Source organism: Agromyces sp. NBRC 114283, from assembly GCF_030268405.1.
GTDB classification, from domain to species: domain Bacteria; phylum Actinomycetota; class Actinomycetes; order Actinomycetales; family Microbacteriaceae; genus Agromyces; species Agromyces mediolanus.
Map to the genome: position 1 here is coordinate 2,322,266 of NZ_BSQP01000001.1, position 21,821 is coordinate 2,344,086.

The window sequence follows — 21,821 nt, forward strand, 5'->3', positions numbered from 1 at the left end:
TCGCATCCACGGCGGGTGCGGCAAGCGGGGTGGTACCGCGGTGGCGTTCGAGGAACGCGCCGTCCTCGTGACCAGGAGATCACTGCAGGAGCGAGCGTTGTACCCCAAGGGTCAGGACCCCGAGTCATCCGTCACGCCGTCGCCGTCGTTCCCGGCGGTCGAGCAGGAGGTGCTCGCCTTCTGGAAGGCCGACCGCACCTTCCAGGCCTCGATCGACGAGCGCGAGGGCGCCCCCGAGTGGGTCTTCTACGACGGCCCGCCGTTCGCGAACGGCCTGCCGCACTACGGCCACCTCCTCACCGGCTACGCGAAGGACGTGTTCCCGCGCTTCCAGACGATGCGGGGCAAGCAGGTGCACCGCCGCTTCGGCTGGGACACGCACGGCCTGCCCGCCGAGCTCGAGGCCGAGCGGCAGCTCGGCATCACCGACAAGAGCCAGATCGAGGAGATGGGCATCGCGGCCTTCAACGAGGCCGCGCGCACCTCCGTGCTCCGCTACACCAAGGAGTGGGAGGAGTACGTCACCCGGCAGGCGCGCTGGGTCGACTTCGAGCACGACTACAAGACCCTCGACACCGGTTTCATGGAGTCCGTCGTCTGGGCGTTCAAGACCCTGCACGACAAGGGGCTCGCCTACGAGGGCTACCGCGTGCTGCCGTACTGCTGGCGCGACCAGACGCCGCTCTCCAATCACGAGCTGCGCATGGACGACGACGTCTACAAGATGCGCCAGGACCAGACGGTCACGGTCACCTTCCCGCTCACGGGGGCCAAGGCCGAGGCGCTCGGCCTCACCGCGGTCCGCGCCCTCGCCTGGACGACGACGCCGTGGACGCTGCCGACGAACTTCGCGCTCGCGGTGGGCCCCGACATCGAGTACGCCGTGGTGCCGGCGGGCCCCGCGGGCACGCCCGACGCCACCGTGCTGCGCGAGGCCGCCGAGGGTGCGACTCCCGCGCCCGAGGTGCTCGGCGCCGAGTACCTCATCGCGATCGACCTTCTCGGCAACTACGCGAAGGAGCTCGGCTACGCGAGCGCCGAGGAGGCGCGAGCGGCGGTCACCCGCACGGTGCGCGGCGCCGAGCTCGAGGGCGTCAGCTACGACCGCCTCTTCGACTATTACGCCGACGTCGAGGCCTGGGGGCTCGAGCAGGCCTGGCAGATCCTCGTGGCCGACTACGTCACGACCGAGGACGGCACGGGCATCGTGCACCAGGCGCCCGCCTACGGCGAGGAGGACCAGAAGGTCTGCGAGGCCGCCGGCATCCCCGTCATCATCTCCCTCGACGACGCCGGCCGCTTCCTGCCCGAGGTGAGCGACGTCGCCGGGCAGCTCTGGAGCGACGCGAACAAGCCGCTCACCCAGCGGCTGAAGGCCGAGGGCCGGCTGCTGCGCCAGGCGAGCTACGAGCACTCGTACCCGCACTGCTGGCGCTGCCGGAACCCGCTCATCTACAAGGCCGTGTCGAGCTGGTTCATCCGCGTGCCCGAGTTCCGCGACCGCATGGGCGAGCTGAACCAGCAGATCACCTGGGTGCCCGAGAACGTCAAGGACGGCCAGTTCGGCAAGTGGGTCGCCGGCGCGCGCGACTGGTCGGTCAGCCGCAACCGCTACTTCGGCTCGCCCATCCCGGTGTGGAAGAGCGACGACCCGGCCTACCCGCGCACCGACGTGTACGGCTCCCTGGCCGAGCTCGAGCGCGACTTCGGCCGGCTGCCGCTGAACGGCGCGGGCGAGCCCGATCTGCACCGGCCGTACATCGACGAGCTCACCCGGCCGAACCCCGACGACCCCACGGGGAAGAGCACCATGCGGCGCATCCCCGACGTGCTCGACGTCTGGTTCGACTCCGGCTCGATGCCGTTCGCCCAGGTGCACTACCCGTTCGAGAACCGCGAGTGGTTCGACACGCACCACCCCGCCGACTTCATCGTGGAGTACATCGGTCAGACCCGCGGCTGGTTCTACGTCATGCACGTGCTCTCGACCGCGCTCTTCGACCGTCCCGCGTACCGCAACGTCGTGAGCCACGGCATCGTGCTCGGCAGCGACGGGCAGAAGATGTCGAAGTCGCTGCGCAACTACCCCGACGTGAACGAGGTCTTCGACCGCGACGGCTCCGACGCGATGCGCTGGTTCCTGATGTCGAGCTCCGTGCTGCGCGGCGGCAACCTCGTCGTCACCGAGGAGGGCATCCGCGAGGGCGTCCGTCAGCTGATGCTGCCGCTGTGGAGCACCTGGTATTTCTTCTCGCTCTACGCCAACACGGCCCGCGAGGGCGGCTACGACGCGTCGCGCTCGACGTCGTCGACCGACGTGCTCGACCGCTACCTGCTCGCGAAGCTGCGCGATCTGGTCGAGGCCGTGACCGCCGACCTCGACGCGTTCGACTCGCCGCTCGCCGCGCAGAAGCTGCGCGACTTCGGCGACGTGCTCACGAACTGGTACGTGCGCCGTTCGCGCGACCGCTTCTGGTCCGGCGTCGACGCCGACGGCCGGGGCGCCGAGGCGTTCGACACGCTGTACACCGTGCTCGAGACGCTGACCCGCCTCACCGCCCCGCTCCTCCCGCTCGTCAGCGAGCGGGTCTGGAAGGACCTCACCGGCGGTCGCAGCGTGCACCTCGCCGACTGGCCGGAGGCCGAGGAGTTCCCGGCAGACCCCGAGCTCGTCGCGGCCATGGACGCGGTCCGCGAGATCACGGGCGTGGCCCTGGCGCTGCGCAAGCAGGCCGGCCGCCGGGTGCGGCTCCCGCTCGCGAAGCTCACCGTCGTCACGGCGGATGCCGCGGCGCTCGCGCCCTTCGAGGGCATCCTCCGCGACGAGCTGAACGTGAAGGCGGTCGAGATCGTCGCCCTCGCACCCGACAGCGCCGAGGCGTTCGGGATCGAGAAGCGACTGACCGTGAACGCGCGCGCCGCGGGCCCGCGCCTCGGCAAGCAGGTGCAGCAGGCGATCCAGGCCGCGCGCGGCGGCGACTGGTCGGTCACGGCCGACGGCGTCGTCGCCGGCGGCATCGCACTTGAACCCGGCGAGTACGAGCTCGTGCTCGAGGCCGGCGGCAGCGCCGACGGCGAGACCGCGCTCGGCCTGGTCGGCGACGGCGGGTTCGTGATGCTCGACACCGCGGTCACCCCCGAGCTCGAGGCGGAGGGGGTCGCCCGCGACCTCGTCCGCGCCGTGCAGGACGCCCGCAAGGCCGCCGGCCTCGAGGTCGGCGACCGCATCCGGCTGGAGCTCCGCCTCGACGAGGCGGGCACCGCTGCGGCCGAACGGCACCGCGAGCTCATCGCCGGCGAGACGCTCGCGACGGCGGTCGAGCTGCGCCCGCTGCCCGTCGGCAGCACGGCGAAGCCGCTCGCGGGCGGCACCGTGGTCGAGATCGGAGTGGAGCGCGCATGAGCGAGGGATACGAGGGCGACTTCGACGAGGAAGCGCGCGACGCGGCCGACGCCGTGTACGCCGCGCTCCTCGAGCGGGTCGGCGAGGCGGCGCCCGAGCGCCGGCTCGGGGCGACCCGGCGCGCCGTGGAGCTCCTGGGCGATCCGCACCGCGCGGCGCCGGTCATCCATCTGACCGGCACGAACGGCAAGACCTCCACGAGCCGCATGATCGCGAGCATTCTCGGCGCCTACGGGCTCCGCACCGGGATGCTCACGAGTCCGCACCTGGAGCGCTTCACCGAGCGGATCCTCATCGACGGGGAACCGATTGCCGACGAGGCGATCGCGCGCAACTGGAACGAGATCGAGCCTTACCTCGCGATCGTCGACGCCGAGCTCGAGGGCGCGGGCCAGCCGCCGCTGACGTTCTTCGAGACGATGACCGTGCTCGCCTTCGCCTGCTTCGCCGACGCCCCGGTCGACGTCGTCGTCCTCGAGGTCGGCATGGGCGGCGAGTGGGACTCCACGAACGTCGCCGACGGGCAGGTCGCCGTGATCACGCCGATCGACCTCGACCACCAGTCCAAGCTCGGCTCGACCGTGGCCGAGATCGCCCGGACGAAGGCGGGCATCATCAAGCCGGCCTCCTCGGTCGTCTCCGCGGCTCAGCAGCCCGAGGCGCTCGCCGAACTGCAGCGCGCGGCGGAGCTCACCGAGTCGAGCCTCGCCGTCGAGGGCGAGGCCTTCGCCGTGCTCGACCGCCGTCCCGCGGTCGGCGGGCAGCTCGTGTCGGTGCGCGGGCTCGCGGGGGAGTACCGCGACCTCGTGCTGCCGCTCTTCGGCGCCCACCAGGCCCAGAACGCCGCCGTCGCGATCGCCGCGGTCGAAGCGTTCCTGGGCGGCGGCTCGACCGCGCTCTCCGAGGACGCCCTGCGCGACGGGCTCGCCGCGGCGACCTCGCCGGGACGGCTCCAGCGCATCGGCCAGCAGCCGACGGTCCTGGTCGATGCGGCGCACAACCCGCACGGTGCGAGGGCGCTCGTCGCGGCGCTGGCCGAGTCCTTCGACTTCGACGAGCTCGTCGTGGTCTTCGGCGTCCTCGGCGACAAGGACGCCGCGGGCATCGTGCGCGAACTCGCCGCGAGCGGGGCCGGTTTCATCGTGACGCAACCGGAGTCCGACCGGGCGCAGTCCGCCGAGACGCTCGCCGCGGTCGTCGCGGGTGCCGTCGGTTCCGAGCGGGTGCAGCTCGCGGAACGGCTCGACGACGCACTCGAGCTGGCCCGCGAGTGGGCCGGAGAGGACGAGCGCCGCGCCGTCCTCGTGGCCGGCTCGATCGTGCTCGTGGGCGAAGCCATGGCGATCGCCGACGACCGGGGGTGGCTCGCATGAACTCCGTCCGCCGGAGCCTCGCCTCGATCGTGCTCGGCTTCGAGACGATCGTCGTCTTCCTCGCCGCGCTCGTGCTGTGGGGGCTGACCCCGCCCGAGGGCGGCCCGTTCGGGCTGCCCGCCTGGGCGGCGCTCGTCACCGGCGGCGTCATCCTCGTCGGGCTCGTGGCCGCGATCGGCGGCCTCCGCGCCGGCTGGGGCTACGGCGTCGGCTGGGCCATCCAGGCCCTCATCATCCTCGCCGGGCTCGTGAACCCGGCGATGTACTTCGTCGGTGCGCTCTTCGGCGGCATGTGGTGGTACTGCATGGTCACCGGCGCTCGCATCGACCGGCAACGTGCGGCCTACGCCGCCGGGAAGGAACAGGAATGACCACCGTCATCGAAGAGACCCTCGTGCTCGTGAAGCCGGACGGCGTCGCACGCAACCTCACGGGCGAGATCCTCCGCCGCATCGAGGCGAAGGGCTACTCGCTCGTCGACCTCCGGCTCGTGCAGGCCGACCGCGAACTCCTCGCCAAGCACTACGAGGAGCACGAGGGCAAGCCGTTCTACGAGCCGCTCATCGAGTTCATGCAGTCGGGCCCGACGGTCGCCATCCGCGTCGCCGGCAACCGCGTGATCGAGGGCTTCCGCTCCCTCGCCGGCACCACCGACCCGACGACCGCCGCGCCCGGCACCATCCGCGGCGACTTCGGCCGCGACTGGGGCCTCAAGGTGCAGCAGAACCTCGTGCACGGCTCCGACTCCGTCGAATCGGCCGAGCGCGAACTCGCGCTCTGGTTCGGCTGAGCGCGAGTTCTGACCGACGCGAACGGCGGGGCGACGATCATCGTCGCCCCGCCGTTCGGAGTTTCGCCGGGGTTCGGCGTCGCGCCGGGCTCAGCGGAAGAGGTTCTGCAGATCGAGCAGCACGCGCGGGATGGCGTCCATCTGCACCTGCGCGAGGAAGATGACGATCGCGTAGCAGACCACGGTGATGAGCGGGATCCAGCCGAACCAGGACGCGGCGAGCCGCTTGACCCGCGCGGACGCCGGGAGGTTGCCCTCGCGCAGATTGTGCAGCGTGACCACCCAGAAGGTCGGGATCGTGACCGCCCAAGTGAGCATGCACCAGGGGCACAGCACGTCGAGCACGTAGATGCTCTGGAAGATGAGCCAGCCGACGAAGACGAGGGCCCCGGCGACGCCCACGTTGAGCCCGACCCAGAACCAGCGCGCGAAGCGGGCGCCCGCGAGGATGCCGATCGCGATCGTGATGACGACGGGCCACGCCGCCACGCCGATGAACGGGTTCGGGAAGCCGAACACCGAGCCCTGCCACGACTCGAGGTTCGTGGCGCAGCCGACCAGCACGCCGACGTTGCAGTTCGGCACGTGCGTCGGATCGATGAGCGTGAGCACTTTCTCGACCGAGAGCTCCCACGCGGCGAGGAGCCCGAGGGCGCCGGCGATGAGCAGGAAGACGGCGAGGCCGATCGGGCGCGTGCGGCGAGCGGAGTCGGGCATGGTCGTATTCTGACACGCCCGCCGGGGGCGCAGCTGCGGGGATTCCACCCGCGCGGCGGCGGGCGTGCGATAATCGGAGGGAAGTCGGTTCGGACCAGCCCGGTCCAGCGCCGGCGAAGGCTTTGAGGATGCCCAGGCATCCGAGACGCGGCGAACCCGCCGCGGAGATGTCGCGACCGAGGCACCACCCGCCCCGTCGCAGAGAAGAGTTGGCGGTCACCCGCACGCGGGGGCCGCTCCGAGGAGTACGGAGGCCGGCCGACGAGGTCGAGCCACCGGTGTAGGAGTGCACCAGAGATGGTGGAAGGCAACAACGAGAACCCCACGAACGATTCGGCCCGCGGGGCCAAGCGACTCGGCGGCCTGTTCGGCGCCCGGCGCGGCGGCCGGCGAGCGACGCTCGTGCCCCGCGCCGACGAGCTCGCCGCCGCGCCGACGGACGACGCTGCGGTGGCCGAGCCCACCGAGGCCCCGGCATCCGCAGTGACGGATGCCGCCGTCGAGACGCCCGCCGCAGATGCGGCCGAGACGCCGGCGGCAGCGGCGGCCGAGGCGCCCGTCGCCGAGGAGGTCCCGGCCGCCGACGCCGGCGCCGGCGCCGCGGCGCCGAGCGGCGCGTCCGACGACGCCGCGAGCGCCGAGCCCGAGCCGGCCGCGGAGCTGCGGCCGATCACCGGCCCGATCTCGACGACGTCGCTGATCTTCCGGGCGCCGCCCGTCCTCGTCGTGCCGGAGCGCGCCGAGTCCGACGCCGATCCCGACGAGTCGTCGAGCGTGCGCCGGCGCACCCGCCGCCGCAGCGGCGAAGAGGCCCGTTCGAACGGCGACGCCCCGGCGAACAACGTCGTCAAGGTGCGCAAGCCGCGCGAGCCCGAGCTCATCACCGAGCCGCAGAAGGTCAAGGGCTCGACCCGCCTCGAGGCGAAGAAGCAGCGCCGTCGCGACGGTCGGGACGCCGGTCGCCGCCGCGCGGTCATCACCGAGTCGGAGTTCCTCGCCCGCCGCGAGGCCGTCGACCGGCAGATGGTCGTCCGCCAGAAGGGCGGCCGCATCCAGATCGGCGTGCTCGAGGACAGCGTGCTCGTGGAGCACTACGTCGCACGCAACCAGGACGCCTCGCTCATCGGGAACGTGTACCTCGGCCGCGTCCAGAACGTGCTGCCGAGCATGGAGGCCGCGTTCGTCGACATCGGCCGCGGCCGGAACGCGGTGCTCTACTCGGGCGAGGTCGACTGGGAGGCCGCCGCCGAGAACGGCGAGAAGAACCAGCCCCGCCGCATCGAGCTCGCGCTGAAGCCCGGCGACCGCGTCCTCGTGCAGGTCACGAAGGACCCGGTCGGCCACAAGGGCGCGCGCCTGACGAGCCAGATCTCTCTGCCCGGCCGCTACCTCGTCTACGTGCCGAACGGCTCCATGAACGGCATCAGCCGCAAGCTCCCCGACACCGAGCGCGCCCGGCTGAAGAAGATCCTCAAGGAGGTGCTGCCCGAGAACCAGGGCGTGATCGTGCGCACCGCGGCCGAGGGCGCCACCGAGGAGCAATTGACCCTCGACGTGAACCGGCTGATCTCGCAGTGGTCCGAGATCTCGGCGACCCTCGAGAAGGTGCAGGCGCCCGCGCTGCTGCACTCCGAGCCCGATCTGCTGATCAAGATCGTCCGCGACGTCTTCAACGAGGACTTCCAGAAGATGATCATCTCGGGCGACGAGGCCCGCGAGACCATCGAGCGCTACCTGCGGCAGGTCGCCCCCGACCTGCTCGAGCGCGTCGAGGCCTACGAGGGCGAGAAGGACGCCTTCGACGAGTACCGCATCTCGGAGCAGATCGAGAAGGCGCTCGACCGCAAGGTGTGGCTGCCCTCGGGCGGTTCGCTCGTCATCGATCGCACCGAGGCGATGACGGTCGTCGACGTCAACACGGGCAAGTTCGTCGGCTCCGGCGGCAACCTCGAGGAGACGGTCACCAAGAACAACCTCGAGGCGGCCGAGGAGATCGTGCGGCAGCTGCGCCTCCGCGACATCGGCGGCATCATCGTGGTCGACTTCATCGACATGGTGCTCGAGTCGAACCGCGACCTCGTCCTGCGCCGTCTCGTCGAGTGCCTCTCGCGAGACCGCACCAAGCACCAGGTCGCCGAGGTCACCTCGCTCGGTCTCGTGCAGATGACCCGCAAGAAGCTCGGCCTGGGCCTCCTGGAGTCGTTCTCGGAGCCGTGCGAGACCTGCGCCGGCCGCGGCATCATCGTGCACCACGAGCCCGTCTTCCGGCACCGCGCACCGCAGCAGCAGCCCGAGCGCCGTCGCGGTCGCGGCAACGGCGGTGGCAACGGGGGCGGTCGGGACCGTGAGCCGCAGCCGCAGCAGTCCCAGCCGGACAAGTCGGCTTCCGCGGGCACCCACGGCATCACCGAGGACGCGAAGCACGCCCTCGCGCAGATCGCCGCGTCGACACTCGCGGGCGGCGAGCCCCGCGAGGCGGAGCAGGCGGCGGTCGATGCCGCGCCCGCCGAGCCCCGCTCCTCGCGCCGTCGCGGCCGCCGCCGCGCGAGCAGCGCCCAGCAGGGTGCCGAGCAGCAGGGCGAGGCGAGCGTCGACGGCGCGGATGCCCCGCAGGAGCGCCCCGCGCGTGAGCGCGAGGCCGGAGCGGCCGCACCCGCTGCGGAGCCCGTCGCTGCGCCGATCGTCCCGGTGATCGAGCTCCCGGAGGCGCCCGTGCGCAGCCGGCCGAACCCGCCGGTCGACACCGAGCACCTGCTCGACTCCGTCCTCGACGCGCTGCCCGCGCCGAAGAAGGCGGGGGAGGGCCGCACCCGCAGCCGGCGGGTGAGCACGGCGTCGAGCGCCGGCGGCGAAGCGCCGGTGATCACCCGCCCGCAGGAGGACTGAGCCCGGTCACGCCGAGGCGCGGCGCTCCCGGCGCTCCCTCGGCGTGACGCGCAGCCCGCTCGCCTGCAGCCGACGGACGAGCTCGCGCGGCTCGACGGGCACCGCCCCGGCCGCGACGAGGTCGTCGTACCGCTCGACGGGCACGTCGTAGTGGTCGAGATCGAAGCTCCGCGGAGGCAGGCCGGCGCGCTCGGCGAAGGCCTGCAGTTCGGCGATCGAGTCGTCGCTCACGAGGTGCGCCCACACCGTGCCGTGCTTCGGCCAGAGCGGCGTGTCGATGAGGACGGTCATGGCGCCGATCCTATGCCCGCACGAGTGCGAGGGATCCGCTCGGACGGGCGGGACGCGCCGGGGCCGCCTGTTTGCGAGGCTCTCCGGCATCCGGTAAACTCGACCGTTGGTGCCGCCGCTTATCCCGGCGTGCCCGACAGTTTTCTGGCAGTCATCACCCTTCTTTTCCCACTGGGGCGACCGCGCAGTGACATCCCATGAGACAAACGGAGCCCAGAGGCTCCCCGGAGTTAGGTACGAGTAGTGGTTTACGCAGTAGTGCGCGCCGGCGGTCGGCAGGAGAAGGTCGAAGTCGGCACCATCGTGACGATGGACCGCGTCAAGGCGGGCGAGGACGGCAAGGTCCAGCTCGTTCCGGTCCTCCTCGTCGACGGCGACAAGATCACCTCCGACGCCAAGTCGCTCGCGAAGGTCACGGTCACCGCCGAGGTCCTCGAGGACCTGCGCGGCCCGAAGATCGTGATCCAGAAGTTCAAGAACAAGACCGGCTACAAGAAGCGCCAGGGCCACCGTCAGGAGCTCACGCGCGTCAAGGTCACCGGCATCAAGTAACGACCAGGCTCGCAAGGAGAGACTGACATGGCACACAAAAAGGGAGCGAGCTCCACTCGCAACGGTCGTGACTCGAACGCCCAGCGCCTCGGCGTGAAGCGCTTCGGCGGCCAGGTCGTGAAGGCCGGCGAGATCATCGTCCGCCAGCGCGGCACCCACTTCCACCCCGGCGCGAACGTCGGCCGTGGCGGCGACGACACCCTGTTCGCCCTCGAGGCGGGTGCCGTCGAGTTCGGCGCGAAGGGCGGCCGCAAGGTCGTCAACATCGTGGCGGTCGGCGAGTAGTCGAGCGATTGCTTTCGTGAGGGCGGGCTTCGGCTCGCCCTCACGTGTTTTCCGAGCGAGGCTCGGAGAGAGGATGACGCGGCATGGTCAGCTTCGTCGATGAGGTGCGTCTGTTCGTACGCGCCGGCCACGGCGGCAACGGCTGCGTCTCGGTCCGTCGGGAGAAGTTCAAGCCCCTCGCGGGCCCCGATGGCGGCAACGGCGGCGACGGCGGCGACATCGTGCTCGTCGCCGATCCGCAGGTCACGACGCTGCTCACGTACCACGGGCGCCCGCACCGCACTTCGCCGAACGGCCAGCCCGGCATGGGCGACAACCGTTCAGGCGTGACGGGCGAGGACGTCATCCTCCCGGTCCCCGTCGGCACGGTCGTGAAGGACGAGTCGGGCGAGGAGCTCGCCGATCTCGCCGAGCCCGGCATGCGCTTCGTCGCGGCCCAGGGCGGCCAGGGCGGCCTGGGCAACGCCTCGCTCGCGACGACGAAGCGCAAGGCCCCCGGCTTCGCGCTGCTCGGCACGCCCGGCTTCGAGGGCGAGATCATCCTCGAGCTCAAGACGATCGCCGACGTCGCGCTCGTGGGCTACCCGTCCGCGGGCAAGTCGAGCCTCATCGCCGCCATGTCGGCCGCGCGACCGAAGATCGCGGACTACCCGTTCACGACGCTGCACCCGAACCTCGGCGTCGTGGAGGCGGGCGACCACCGCTTCACCGTCGCCGACGTGCCCGGCCTCATCGAGGGCGCGAGCGAGGGCAAGGGCCTCGGGCTCGAGTTCCTCCGCCACGTCGAGCGCTGCTCGGCCCTGCTGCACGTGCTCGACTGCGCCACGCTCGAGCCGGGGCGCGACCCGATCAGCGACCTCGACGTCATCCTCGCCGAGCTCGCCGCCTACCCGGTTCCCGAGGGGCAGGTGCCGCTCCTCGAGCGTCCGCAGCTCATCGCGCTGAACAAGGTCGACGTGCCCGAGGCGAAGGAGCTCGCCGAGTTCGTGAAGCCCGAGCTCGAGGCGCGCGGCTACCGGGTCTTCGAGATCTCGACCGTGAGCCACGAGGGCCTGCGCGCCCTCGGCTTCGCGCTCGGCGCGGTCGTCGACGAGGAGCGCGCCCGCCAGGCCGAGAAGCCGGAGCCCGAGCGCATCGTCCTGCGCCCGAAGGCGGTGAACGCGCCCGAGTTCGTGGTCCGCCCCGAGGGCGGCAGCTACGGCACGATCTACCGGGTGCTCGGCACGAAGCCCGAGCGCTGGGTGCACCAGACCGACTTCGCGAACGACGAGGCCGTCGGCTACCTCGCCGACCGGCTCGCCCGACTCGGCGTGGAAGACGAGCTCGTCCGCGCGGGGGCCACGGCCGGTTCGACCGTGGTCATCGGCCCCGGTGCGGGCATCGTCTTCGACTGGGAGCCGACGCTCACCTCGACGGCCGAGCTCATCACCTCGCCGCGCGGCACCGACACGCGCTTCGACGACAACCGTCGCGCGACCCGCGCGGAGCGCCGCAGCGACTACCACGACCGCATGGACGCGAAGGCCGAGGCCCGCGCCGAGCTCGAGCGCGAGCGGGAGGCGGGGATCTGGTCCGACGAGGAGCAGGGATGACGCCCATGGAGCGGGAGGACGTGCCCGCCGCGACGCGCATCGTCGTCAAGGTCGGCTCCTCGTCGATCAGCGGCGAGAACGCCGGACAGATCGCCCCGCTCGTCGACGCGCTCGCGGCCGCCCACGGCCGCGGCGCCGAGGTCGTCCTGGTCTCCTCTGGGGCCATCGCGACCGGGATGCCCTACCTGAAGCTCGACGCGCGGCCCGACGACCTCGCCACCCAGCAGGCCGCGGCCTCCGTCGGGCAGAACCTGCTCGTCTTCCGGTATCAGCAGTCCCTCGATCGCTTCGGCATCATCGCGGGCCAGGTGCTGCTCACCGCGGGCGACCTCGAGAACCCGACGCACCGCTCGAACGCCCAGCGCGCCATGGAGCGGCTGCTCGGCCTGCGCATCCTGCCGATCGTGAACGAGAACGACACCGTCGCGACGCACGAGATCCGCTTCGGCGACAACGACCGGCTGGCGGCGCTCGTCGCGCAGCTGATCGGCGCCGAGCTGCTCGTGCTCCTCTCCGACGTCGACGCGCTCTACACGAAGCCGCCGCATCTGCCAGGGGCCGAGCGCATCGCCCGGGTCCCCTTCGGCGACGCCCTCGCGGGGGTCGAGATCGGCTCCGTCGGCCGTGCGGGCGTGGGCACGGGCGGCGCCGAGACGAAAGTCTCCGCCGCGCGCATCGCCGCCGAGGCCGGCACCTCGGTACTGATCACCGCGACGCCGCTCGTCGACCGGGCGCTCGCGGGGGACGACGTCGGCACCTGGTTCGAGCCGGACCCGGCCCGTCACACGGCCGCCGAGGGCGCCGCCCTCGCCTAGGCTTGGGGCATGCCGGATCTCGATCTCCAGGTGCTCGACGGTCGCTTCGCCGCGGCGAAGGAGGCCTCGCGCGCCCTCGGCCGCGCGACCACCAGCACGAAGGACGGGGCGCTCGAGCAGGTCTCGCGTCTGCTCCGCGAGCGGGCGGCCGAGATCGTGGCGGCGAACGCCGGCGACCTCGACGCCGGCCGTGAGCAGGGCCTGTCCACCGGGCTGCTCGATCGACTGACGCTCGACGAACGGCGCATCGGCGCCATCGCCGACGCCGTGCTCGAGGTCATCGGCCTCGACGATCCGGTGGGGGAGTCCGTGAGCGGGCGCTCGCTGCCGAACGGCGTCCGCATCGACCAGGTCCGGGTCCCGCTCGGCGTCGTCGGCGCGATCTACGAGGCCCGTCCGAACGTGACCATCGACATCGCCGTGCTCGCGCTGAAGAGCGGCAACGCCGTCGTGCTCCGCGGCGGCAGCGCGGCGGAGCGCACGAACGCGGTCCTCGTGCAGCTGCTCCGCGACGCCCTCGAGGCGGCCGGACTGCCGGGCGAGGCGGTGCAGACCGTCGACGACTTCGGCCGAGCCGGCGCGAACCACCTCATGCAGGCGCGAGACTTCGTCGACGTGCTGATCCCGCGCGGGAGCGCCGGGCTCATCCGCGCCGTCGTCGAGCAGGCGAAGGTGCCCGTCATCGAGACCGGAGCCGGCGTCGTGCACATGTACCTCGACGAGAGCGCCCGCGAGGACTGGTCGGTCGAGCTCGTGCACAACGCGAAGGTGCAGCGCCCGAGCGTCTGCAACGCGCTCGAGACGCTGCTCGTGCACCGCGGAGCCGCCGAGCGGCTGCTCCCGCCCGTGCTCGCGAGGCTCGAGGCGGCCGGCGTGACGGTGCACGCCGACGAGACGGTGCGCGCGATGCGCCCCGAGCTCGCGCCGGTCACCGAGGAGGACTGGGCGACGGAGCACATGAGCCTCGAGATCTCGGTCGGCGTCGTCGACTCGCTCGACGACGCCCTCGCGCACATCCGTCGCTACTCGACGAAGCACACCGAGTCGATCGTGACGAACGACCTCGCGAACGCCGAGCGCTTCCTCGACGAGGTCGACGCGGCCGCCGTCATGGTCAACGCCTCCACCCGCTTCACGGACGGCGCCGAATTCGGCTTCGGCGCCGAAGTCGGCATCTCGACGCAGAAGCTCCACGCCCGCGGTCCGATGGGCCTCCCGCAGCTCACGAGCACGAAATGGCTGGTCCGAGGCGCGGGGCACGTGCGCGGCTGATCCGTCGAACCGTCTCCGTACTCGGTAGACTGGCCGGAGCGTTCTGCGCGAATCCCGCGCGGGCTACGAAAGGAATCCACGAATGAGCCTGATGGCCGTTGTTTTCGCCGAGACGGTGCACGCGCGGGAGCTCCCCGTCGAGACCTACGTGTACGGGCTCGTCGCGCTCATCGTGTTCTTCGCGCTCGGCATCGTGACGTACTCGTACCGCGACGTCGCCAACCGGCACCGTGCGAAGGCCGAGGCGTACGCGAAGCGCCACGGCGGGAGCGAGCACGGCGGCCACTGAGGGTCCTCGAATGAGCGGTGATCGCCGCCCCAGAGTGGGGGTCATGGGCGGAACCTTCGACCCGATCCACCACGGTCACCTGGTGGCGGCGAGCGAGGTCGCCCAATCGTTCGACCTCGACGAGGTCGTCTTCGTCCCGACCGGGGAACCGACCTACAAGACCGTGGTCACGCCGGCCGAGCACCGCTACCTGATGACGGTGGTCGCCACCGCCTCGAACCCGCGGTTCACCGTGAGCCGCGTCGACCTCGACCGGGGCAAGCCGACCTATACGATCGACACTCTCCGCGACATCCGCGCGCAGCGTCCCGACGCCGACCTGTTCTTCATCTCGGGGGCCGACGCGATCGCGCAGATCCTCTCCTGGAAGGACGTCTCGGAGCTCTGGGAGCTCGCGCACTTCGTGGCGGTCACGCGCCCCGGCCATGTGCTGTCCGTGACCGGTCTGCCGGAGCAGGACGTAAGCTTGTTGGAGGTCCCGGCACTGTCGATCTCCTCGACCGACTGCCGCGACCGCGTGAACCGGGGTTTCCCGGTGTGGTATCTGGTGCCCGACGGGGTCGTGCAGTACATCTCGAAGCACCATCTGTATCGGAGTGTCGAATGACGTCGCAGGAACCGCCGCTGACCCGGCGCGAGGCGCGCGAGCGCGAGCGACGGCTGCAGGAGCAGGCCGCCGGAGGGGCCGAGCGCGCCTCCGAGGAGGAGACCGCGGCACCGGCCGCCCCCGAGACCTCCCCGCAGGCACGTCCCGTTCCGGCCGCTGCACCGCCGCAGCCGGCCGTGCCGGCTCCGCCGCAGGCGGCAGTCCCAGCTCCGCCGCAGCGCGTCGTGCAGACGGCGCCGAGCGCCTTCGCGCCGCCGCCGAAGCGCGACGCCGCGTCCGACGCAGGCCCTGTCGCGCCTCGGCCCGCGGGCGGCCAGGGCCCGGCCCGCAACGCTCCGGAACGCACCCTGACCCGCCGCGAGCTCCGCGCCATGCTCGACACCCACCAGCTCGACGACGTCGATGACGCCGACGCGATCGACGACCCGGCGCCCGCGCGTCCCGCCGAGGCGCCGCGGGCTGCTCCCGAACCGGCGAAGGCCGCCGAGCCCGCGAAGGCACCGACCGCAGATCCCGGATCGGCTGCGCGCCCGGGTGCCGCGCCCGCCGAGCCGGCGCCGAACACGGGCCACTGGAGCCTCCAGATGGCCGCCGACGACGAGGATGACGCGGCGGAGCCCTTCGATCAGCTGCTGAGCCGAGGGGGAGTCTCCCGCGGCGTGCCGACCACGACGAACGCGCTCATCCTGCCGTCGTTGCCCGACGGCGCGACGATCATGCCGCCGGCCGCGGCCGGCGATGACGTCATCGTCACCGGATCCATCGATCTTCCGCGCAGCTTCGGCGCGACCGGCGTGCACCCGAGCCAGGTCGACTCGTCCGACATTGACCGGCTGCTCGACCACGTCGAGGACGCCGCGACCGCGGGCGTCGCGCCGGTCTCCGCGACCAAGGCCATCAGCACGCAGACGACGTCGAAGCAGATGATGGCGCCGCCGAAGAAGGACGGCGCCAACGTTCCGCTCGTCCTCGCCATCACGGCGGGCGTCCTCGCCCTCGGCGTCGTCGCGACGCTCGTCATCGGCGCGGTCTTCCGCCTGTTCTGAGCCGACCATGACCATCCTTCCCGTCTTCTCAGCTTCGAAAGCGAGCGCATGACCGCTTCTCAGCACGCCCACGACCTCCTCGCCGTCGCAGTCCGCGCGGCGGATGCCAAGGGCGGTGAGGACTTCGTCGCCCTCGACGTGTCCGAGCAATCGCCGTTCACCGACGTCTTCCTCCTCGTCAACGGCTCGTCGGAGCGCAACGTCGTCGCGATCTCCGAGGGCATCGAGGACGCCCTGCTCGAAGCCGGCTCGCGCACGCTCCGCCGCGAGGGACGCGATGGCGGCCGCTGGGTGCTGATCGACTTCGGCGACCTCGTCGTGCACGTGTTCCACGGCGAGGAGCGCATGTACTACGGGCTCGAGCGGCTCTGGCTGGACTGCCCGGCCATTCCGGTGGCCGATCTCGTGCCGCACGCCCCGGGCACCTCCGCGGCGGGGGAGTGAGGCCCGCTCGGATTCGCGAGCGCGCCGAAGGTGGTGTAATCTGAATCTGTTGCCGCGAGAGCGGGAACACCGCGAGGTGAAAGCCTCACTGGGTCTGTGGCGCAGCTGGTAGCGCACCTGCATGGCATGCAGGGGGTCAGGGGTTCGAGTCCCCTCAGATCCACCAAGAACCCCCGGTCTTCCTCGGAAGCCCGGGGGTTTTTCGTGCTCGGCGACGAAGAACCGCGCTGACCGCCATCCTGGCCGTCCGCTGCTCGAGTCAGCCGCGCACGCGACGCTCGGCGCGAATCCGCGCGAACGCGGTCGCCGCGATGACGACCGCGGCGGCTAGCAGTGCGACCACCGCCGTCACCTCGGACCGCGGTTCGTCGGCGGCCCTGGCGACCGCGACCCAGCAGATGCCCCAGCAGAGCGACAGGGTCGGCGCGATGCGTCCGCCGCCCCAGAGCGCCAGCGCGACGCCGACCGCGGCCGCCACCGCGAGGACCAGGGCCGCCCAGAGCTCGGGCGCCAGCCCGAAGCCGCGGAAGCCCGCCGCAGTGAGCACGGCCGCAGCGTTCGCCGCCGTGGCGATGATCACCCAGCCGAGGTACAGGCCGATCGAGCCGTCCGCGACGACGGCCTCGACCCGGTTCTTCGGGCTGATGCGCCGCAGGAGCACAAAGAGCCGGCAGAGCACGGCGAGCAGCAGCGCGATGATCGGCAGGCTGAGCCAGAGCAAGTCGAGCTGCACGGTGAAGATCCAGACCGCGTTGAGCAGGAGCGACGCCGTCACCCACCAGCCGAGGCGGCGCTGGCGCTCGTCGTGCCGTTGCGCGGGGAGCGCCTGCCAGATGGCGTAGGCGAGCATCCCCGCGTAGATCACGCCCCAGATGCGGAACGCCCCGGTCCCCGGCGCGACCAGGGTGGCGTCGGCCGAGAGGCACCCGCCCGCGGCGTCCTGGATCGGCGTGCCGATGACGACGCCGGAGCCGAGGAAGGCCGCGCCGATGGCGAGCACCGAGCTGACGAGGACGATCGCCTGCCGGGCCGCGTCTGGCGTGGCAGTGCGCGATCCATCGGTTGGGGTGGCGGTCATGTGCTCGTCCTCTCCTTCGCCGTTCCGGTGAGCGGGGGTGCGCCACTCTCCCACGAGCGCGACCGCACCGGCGCACGGTTGACACGGCCGGCTCCGACGCGTAGGCACGGACGCGTAGGCACGGCGGGAGCGTCCAGTCCGCGATCGCTCGCGGCGCGGGCCCGCCGTAGGATGAGCCGCGAGAGCGCGCCGCCGGGCGACGCGAGGGATGCGTCGAGGGGACGACATGGCGACCGAGCTCAGCACCGAACTCGCGGAGGCGATCCGCCTCGGCTACGAACGCCGTGATCGCGCGGACATGGCCCCGACCATCCGGTACTTCAGCGAGTTGCTCGCGGCGCACCCGGACCACCCGGTGCTCGTGTACGAGCTGGGCGGCGCGTACGACACCGCCGGCCAGGAGGCGCTCGCGCGAACGCACTACGAGCGCGCCCTGCGGCTGGGACTCGAAGGCGACGTGCTGCGCCGGTGTCTCTGCCAGTACGGCAGCACCCTGCGCTGGCTCGGTGAGCTCGACGCCTCGCGCGAGGTGCTCGACCGAGCGCGAAAGGAGTTCCCGGAATCGGACTCGGTGCGCGTGTTCTCCGCGCTCACTCGGCTGGAGGCCGCGGATGCGGACGGAGCCGTCGCCGAACTGCTCGAGGTGATCACCGGCCACGCGGACGCCACCGACCTCGGGCGGTGGCGTACCGGGCTGCGCGGGCTCGCGGGCTGGCTCGCAGCCGGCCGGCCCGAGGGGTAGCCCGAGCCGGCCGGCCGAACTCAGGCGAGCGAGAGGAAGAGCTTCTCGACCTCGTCGAGGCTCAACCGCTCGGTCCCCTCGCGACCCGGGGCGCCGGCGTCTGCGGCGTCCTCGTCGCTCAGGCAGTCCTGCATCGCGTGGGAGATGATCAGGAAGCCGGCACGATCGAGCGCGCCGACCACGGCGGAGAGCCGCTGCACGACCTCGCGGCAGTCGGCACCGGACTCGACCGCTTCGATCACGCCGGCGAGCTGCCCCTGCGCGCGCTTCAGCCGATTGGCGACGAGGCGATCGGCGGGCTGCCGCCGCTCGGCCGTCGTCGTGGACTGCTCGGTGTCGCTCATCGTGCCTCCATCGTCTCGGATGCGGCGAGCTCCGCCGCGCGTCCGGCGGACCAGGTGCGGTACCCGCCGTCGAGGTTGCGTGCGTCCACGCCGTGCTGCACGAGCAGGCGCGCCGCCGTGTGACCGCGCTGGCCGACCTGGCAATACACCACGACGGGCGCGTCGGGCAGTTCGTCGAGCCGCTCGCGCAGCTCGTCGAGGGGGATGCCGAGGGCTCCCGGAATCGCCCCCGATGCACGCTCGGCATCACTGCGGACGTCGACCACGGCGGCACCGTCGCGCTGCAGCGCCGGCAGCTCATGCCACTGCACGGTCGCCGTCGTGCCGGTGCGCACGTTGTCGGCCACGTAGCCGAGCTGGTTGATCGGGTCCTTCGCCTGGCCGTACTGCGGCGCATAGGCGAGCTCCAGCCGCGCGAGACCGGACGCGGTGATGCCGCCCGCCATCGCGACGGCGAGCACGTCGATCCGCTTGTCGACGCCTGCGCCGCCGACCGCCTGCGCCCCGAGGATGGCGTCGTCGGCCGGGTCGATCAGCAGCTTCAGCGCCATGCGCTCGGCGCCCGGGAAGTACGCGGCGTGCGACATGGGATGCGTGTGCACGGCCCGGTACGGACGCCCCGCGCGCTGCAGGCGCCCTTCGGACCAGCCGAGCGACGCCGCCGTGAGGCCGAAGACGCGGACGACGGTCGTACCGAGTGCGGGGGAGTTCCGCTCCGGCCGGCCGGCGATGACGTCGGCGGCCGTGCGACCGTGCCGGTTGGCGAGCCCCGCCATCGCGACGAGGGCGTCCTCGCCGTCGAGGCCGATCTTCTCGACGCCGTCCCCGACGGCGTACACGTGCGGATCGCTCGTGCGGTTCTGCGCGTCGACGGCGATACCGCCGTTGGCTCCGAGCCGCAGCCCGGCCGCGCGGGCGAGACCGGTGTTGGGGGTCGCGCCGCTCGCGTTCACGATGAGCCGGGGCCGCAGCAGCTCGCCGTCGCTCAGCCGCACCGCGTCGCGGTCGACGGACTCGATCTCGGTCGAGGTGCGCAGCTCGACGCCGTTGGCGCGCAGTTCGTCCTCGACAAGCACGGCGAGCTCGGGGTCGAGGGTGGCGAGCACGTGCGGACCGCGGTGCACCAGTGTGGTGGGCACGCCCCGCCGCACGAGGTTCTCGGTGGCCTCGATGCCGATGTAACCCCCGCCGACGACGAGCGCCGTCGCGGCGCCGTCGCGGGGGAGCAGCGCGTCGATCGCGTCGACGTCGTCGACCGTGCGGAGCGTGTGGACGGGGATGCCTGCGGCCTCGAGCGGATTGGCGGACGCCCCCGCTGCCAGCACGAGCACGTCGTAGTCCAGCTCGACGAGCGCGCCGGAGCGGTGATCCATGACCTCGACCCGCCGGGCCGCACGATCGATCGCGATCGCCTCATGCTGCGTGCGGACATCGAGCCGGAACCGCGCGGTGAGCGACTCGGGGGTGTGCAACAGCAAGTCGGCGCGGTCCTCGATCTCACCGCCGACGTAGTAGGGCAGGCCGCAGTTGGCGTACGAGACGTAGCTGCCCTGTTCGAGGACGACGATCTCGGCCGATTCGTCGAGCCGCCTGAGCCTCGTCGCCGCGGACATGCCGCCCGCCACTCCACCGATCACGATCACCCGCACGGGCCGCTCCTCTCACGCGACGCGAGGCGTCGCCGTTCCGTTGTGTACAGTGTAGTCATACCCCGGGGGTATCCGGGAATCGAGAGAGGAACGCACGCATGTGCTCACCCATCACCTGCCAGCAGTGCGGCAAGACGACGTGGTCCGGCTGCGGCCAGCACATCGACGAGGTGCAGCGCGGCGTGCCCGCCGATCGCTGGTGCGACGGAACCCACGCGCAGACCGGCCGCTGAAGCGGGCCGGACAAAGCCGTGGGCCCGGCGACCGAAGTCGTCGGGCCCACGGTGTGGAGCGGTTCGGGTCGCTCGCTCAGGGGCACGCCCAGTAGCCGACGCCGTCGTACACGATCCACTCGAGCGTCTCCGCGGGGCAGGGTCCGCAGTTGCTGTTGTCCGGTCGTGGTGACGTCGGCTGGGGTGCAGCCTCAGCAGGCGCCGCGGCGGCCGCGGGTGCGGCCGTCCCGGCGGAGCCACCCGACCACGAGCCCTCGTCGGACCAGGAGGCGTCGTCATCCCCCTGAGCGACGAACCCGGCCTCGGCGTCGGCAGCGGCCTGGGCCGCAGCAGCGTCGGCCGCAGCCTGCGCCGCCGCGGCATCCGCCGCAGCCTTCGCCTCGGCAGCGGCGCGAGCCGCTTCGAGTCGAGCATCGTGATCGGCTTGTGCGCTCGCACGGTACCCGGAGACATCCGTCCCCGGATTGTCGCCGAAGCCCGCCGCGTGCACCGCGACCGCTGGTGCGGCCGCGGGCTGGGCGGCCTGGGCCGCGATGCCGGGCACGAGTGCGCCGGCGAGGATGAACAGGGCGACGACAGTGGGTTTCATACCGCGTGTCCTTCCGTGCATGCACAGCCTCACAGCGGTCGCCGTGAGGCGAACGGTGACTGATCCGAGGGTTGGACACCTGCATCCGCCGACCGAACGGTCGATGAACACGGGCGTCCGCGCCTCAGGCATGCGCGGTACGACGTCAGCTTCGAGCGGGTACTCTCAGCTTCTCGCCCCCGAACGAGTTCCCATCTGCCTCCGATTCTGTCGGAAGGCACGGGCCCGGCGAAAGCTCGAAACGTAGCCAGTTCAGGGGACACGGGCGGCCGATCGCCTTGACCGACCCCACGCCGCGACCCCACAATGGGGGACGTATCGTCCGTCGGCCAGGAGGAAACGATGTCCGAGCCCGCACCCGCCTCGCCCACGATCGACCCATTCGGCACCGGCGATCCCGCCGCAGCCGCCCCGCAGCGCGATCGCGGTCCGTGGGGGCGCGACCTCAGGTTCATGCTCGTCGTGCTCGCCGCGATCGTCGCCCTGTTCCTGGCGTTCGCGCTGCTCGTCGCGTTCGCGCCGAACGGGGCGGCCATCAGCGCCCTCGCGATCATCGCAGCCCCGATCGCGACCATGGTCGCCGCGTACTACGGCATCTCGCTCGCGCTGAAGCAGGTCGCGGACGCGCGTGAGGCCGCCGAGGCCGCCGAGTCCCGCGCTCGCGCGGCGGAGACCAGCGCGCGCGAGTCGGATGCCTGGGCCGCGCAGATGGAGTCCGGGCTCCGTGTCGCCGTCGCGAAGCTGCGCGACGCCGGTCGCGACACGAGCGACGTCGAGCGTGCCGCGGGCACGCCCGACGAGTTCTTCTGAGCCGCAGGCCGACC

23 protein-coding genes and 1 tRNA gene are annotated in these 21,821 nt (G+C 71.9%); 18 read left to right on the plus strand and 6 right to left on the minus strand.

Translation table 11 applies throughout. The features are described from left to right. The first annotated feature begins 97 nt into the window (after nt 1–97). The 4 genes from ileS to ndk are packed head-to-tail and all read left to right on the plus strand — an operon-like array spanning nt 98 to nt 5,566. On the plus strand, nt 98–3,403 hold the full coding sequence (ileS, locus tag QSJ60_RS11190; RefSeq protein WP_285463643.1) for an isoleucine--tRNA ligase: 3,306 nt from the start codon (nt 98–100) through the stop codon (nt 3,401–3,403). Continuing rightward, nucleotides 3,400–4,776 carry a bifunctional folylpolyglutamate synthase/dihydrofolate synthase gene (locus QSJ60_RS11195; RefSeq protein ID WP_285463644.1) on the plus strand — a complete coding sequence of 459 codons (1,377 nt, stop codon included), beginning with the start codon at nt 3,400–3,402 and terminating at the stop codon, nt 4,774–4,776. The genes ileS and QSJ60_RS11195 overlap by 4 nt, the downstream gene beginning before the upstream one ends. Continuing rightward, entirely contained in the window at nt 4,773–5,147 is a 375-nt protein-coding gene (locus QSJ60_RS11200; protein ID WP_189084970.1) for a DUF4233 domain-containing protein, read from the plus strand. Before QSJ60_RS11195 ends, QSJ60_RS11200 begins: the two co-directional genes overlap by 4 nt. Next, nucleotides 5,144–5,566, plus strand: coding sequence for a nucleoside-diphosphate kinase (gene ndk, locus QSJ60_RS11205; RefSeq protein WP_189084971.1), 423 nt, complete (start codon nt 5,144–5,146; stop codon nt 5,564–5,566). The genes QSJ60_RS11200 and ndk overlap by 4 nt, the downstream gene beginning before the upstream one ends. A gap of 90 nt (nt 5,567–5,656) precedes the next feature. On the opposite strand, the gene QSJ60_RS11210 is transcribed toward ndk, so the two are convergent. Next, nucleotides 5,657–6,283, minus strand: a complete 627-nt coding sequence (locus QSJ60_RS11210; protein ID WP_189084972.1) for a vitamin K epoxide reductase family protein — start codon at nt 6,281–6,283, stop codon at nt 5,657–5,659. A 297-nt stretch (nt 6,284–6,580) separates the two neighbouring features. Here QSJ60_RS11210 and QSJ60_RS11215 point away from each other — a divergent pair, with 297 nt between their 5' ends. Next, complete coding sequence (locus QSJ60_RS11215; RefSeq protein WP_285463645.1) at nt 6,581–9,169, plus strand: Rne/Rng family ribonuclease; 2,589 nt, start codon at nt 6,581–6,583, stop codon at nt 9,167–9,169. 6 nt (nt 9,170–9,175) lie between these two features. Here QSJ60_RS11215 and QSJ60_RS11220 read toward each other — a convergent pair whose 3' ends face one another. Continuing rightward, a complete protein-coding gene (locus QSJ60_RS11220) occupies nt 9,176–9,460 on the minus strand; it encodes a DUF4031 domain-containing protein (protein ID WP_189084974.1) in 285 nt (94 codons plus the stop codon). Nucleotides 9,461–9,703: 243 nt separating this feature from the next. Here QSJ60_RS11220 and rplU point away from each other — a divergent pair, with 243 nt between their 5' ends. The 10 genes from rplU to QSJ60_RS11270 all read left to right on the plus strand — a co-directional run bounded on the left by rplU (nt 9,704) and on the right by QSJ60_RS11270 (nt 16,528). After that, nucleotides 9,704–10,012 carry a 50S ribosomal protein L21 gene (rplU, locus tag QSJ60_RS11225; RefSeq protein WP_189084975.1) on the plus strand — a complete coding sequence of 103 codons (309 nt, stop codon included), beginning with the start codon at nt 9,704–9,706 and terminating at the stop codon, nt 10,010–10,012. Between the two features lie 27 nt (nt 10,013–10,039). Further along, nucleotides 10,040–10,297: a 50S ribosomal protein L27 gene (gene rpmA / locus QSJ60_RS11230; protein WP_189084976.1), complete on the plus strand. Its 258-nt coding sequence runs from the start codon at nt 10,040–10,042 to the stop codon at nt 10,295–10,297. A gap of 83 nt (nt 10,298–10,380) precedes the next feature. Further along, on the plus strand, nt 10,381–11,889 hold the full coding sequence (gene obgE, locus QSJ60_RS11235; protein WP_285463646.1) for a GTPase ObgE: 1,509 nt from the start codon (nt 10,381–10,383) through the stop codon (nt 11,887–11,889). Beyond that, nucleotides 11,886–12,704 carry a glutamate 5-kinase gene (proB, locus tag QSJ60_RS11240; RefSeq protein ID WP_285463647.1) on the plus strand — a complete coding sequence of 273 codons (819 nt, stop codon included), beginning with the start codon at nt 11,886–11,888 and terminating at the stop codon, nt 12,702–12,704. Before obgE ends, proB begins: the two co-directional genes overlap by 4 nt. Nucleotides 12,705–12,713: 9 nt before the next feature. Further along, on the plus strand, nt 12,714–13,976 hold the full coding sequence (locus tag QSJ60_RS11245; RefSeq protein WP_285463648.1) for a glutamate-5-semialdehyde dehydrogenase: 1,263 nt from the start codon (nt 12,714–12,716) through the stop codon (nt 13,974–13,976). 82 nt (nt 13,977–14,058) lie between these two features. Continuing rightward, nucleotides 14,059–14,265 carry a hypothetical protein gene (locus QSJ60_RS11250; RefSeq protein WP_189084980.1) on the plus strand — a complete coding sequence of 69 codons (207 nt, stop codon included), beginning with the start codon at nt 14,059–14,061 and terminating at the stop codon, nt 14,263–14,265. Nucleotides 14,266–14,275: 10 nt separating this feature from the next. Beyond that, the gene (nadD, locus tag QSJ60_RS11255; protein WP_189084981.1) at nt 14,276–14,872 is read left to right on the plus strand and encodes a nicotinate-nucleotide adenylyltransferase; all 597 of its coding nucleotides are present in this window, start codon (nt 14,276–14,278) and stop codon (nt 14,870–14,872) included. Continuing rightward, the gene (locus tag QSJ60_RS11260; RefSeq protein WP_285463649.1) at nt 14,869–15,918 is read left to right on the plus strand and encodes a hypothetical protein; all 1,050 of its coding nucleotides are present in this window, start codon (nt 14,869–14,871) and stop codon (nt 15,916–15,918) included. The genes nadD and QSJ60_RS11260 overlap by 4 nt, the downstream gene beginning before the upstream one ends. Nucleotides 15,919–15,966: 48 nt before the next feature. Further along, the gene (gene rsfS, locus QSJ60_RS11265; protein ID WP_285463650.1) at nt 15,967–16,362 is read left to right on the plus strand and encodes a ribosome silencing factor; all 396 of its coding nucleotides are present in this window, start codon (nt 15,967–15,969) and stop codon (nt 16,360–16,362) included. Nucleotides 16,363–16,452: 90 nt separating this feature from the next. Beyond that, nucleotides 16,453–16,528: transfer RNA gene (locus QSJ60_RS11270), tRNA-Ala, on the plus strand. Between the two features lie 93 nt (nt 16,529–16,621). On the opposite strand, the gene QSJ60_RS11275 is transcribed toward QSJ60_RS11270, so the two are convergent. Then, entirely contained in the window at nt 16,622–17,440 is an 819-nt protein-coding gene (locus tag QSJ60_RS11275) for a TspO/MBR family protein (RefSeq protein WP_285463651.1), read from the minus strand. A gap of 226 nt (nt 17,441–17,666) precedes the next feature. On the opposite strand from QSJ60_RS11275, the gene QSJ60_RS11280 reads away from it, so the two are divergent. Then, entirely contained in the window at nt 17,667–18,182 is a 516-nt protein-coding gene (locus QSJ60_RS11280; protein WP_285463652.1) for a tetratricopeptide repeat protein, read from the plus strand. Nucleotides 18,183–18,202: 20 nt separating this feature from the next. On the opposite strand, the gene QSJ60_RS11285 is transcribed toward QSJ60_RS11280, so the two are convergent. Together QSJ60_RS11285 and QSJ60_RS11290 are read right to left on the minus strand one after the other, a co-directional pair. Continuing rightward, nucleotides 18,203–18,526 carry a metal-sensitive transcriptional regulator gene (locus tag QSJ60_RS11285; RefSeq protein WP_285463653.1) on the minus strand — a complete coding sequence of 108 codons (324 nt, stop codon included), beginning with the start codon at nt 18,524–18,526 and terminating at the stop codon, nt 18,203–18,205. Further along, nucleotides 18,523–20,175, minus strand: coding sequence for an FAD-dependent oxidoreductase (locus QSJ60_RS11290; protein ID WP_285463654.1), 1,653 nt, complete (start codon nt 20,173–20,175; stop codon nt 18,523–18,525). Before QSJ60_RS11290 ends, QSJ60_RS11285 begins: the two co-directional genes overlap by 4 nt. Before the next feature lie 98 nt (nt 20,176–20,273). Here QSJ60_RS11290 and QSJ60_RS11295 point away from each other — a divergent pair, with 98 nt between their 5' ends. Further along, nucleotides 20,274–20,408 carry a DUF8730 family Cys-rich protein gene (locus tag QSJ60_RS11295; RefSeq protein ID WP_268243559.1) on the plus strand — a complete coding sequence of 45 codons (135 nt, stop codon included), beginning with the start codon at nt 20,274–20,276 and terminating at the stop codon, nt 20,406–20,408. Between the two features lie 76 nt (nt 20,409–20,484). Here the strand turns inward: QSJ60_RS11295 and QSJ60_RS11300 are convergent, their stop codons facing one another. Then, the gene (locus tag QSJ60_RS11300) at nt 20,485–20,997 is read right to left on the minus strand and encodes a hypothetical protein (RefSeq protein ID WP_230763504.1); all 513 of its coding nucleotides are present in this window, start codon (nt 20,995–20,997) and stop codon (nt 20,485–20,487) included. 342 nt (nt 20,998–21,339) lie between these two features. Between QSJ60_RS11300 and QSJ60_RS11305 the strand changes: the two genes are divergently transcribed. Next, on the plus strand, nt 21,340–21,807 hold the full coding sequence (locus QSJ60_RS11305; protein ID WP_285463655.1) for a hypothetical protein: 468 nt from the start codon (nt 21,340–21,342) through the stop codon (nt 21,805–21,807). The last annotated feature ends 14 nt before the right edge of the window (nt 21,808–21,821 follow it).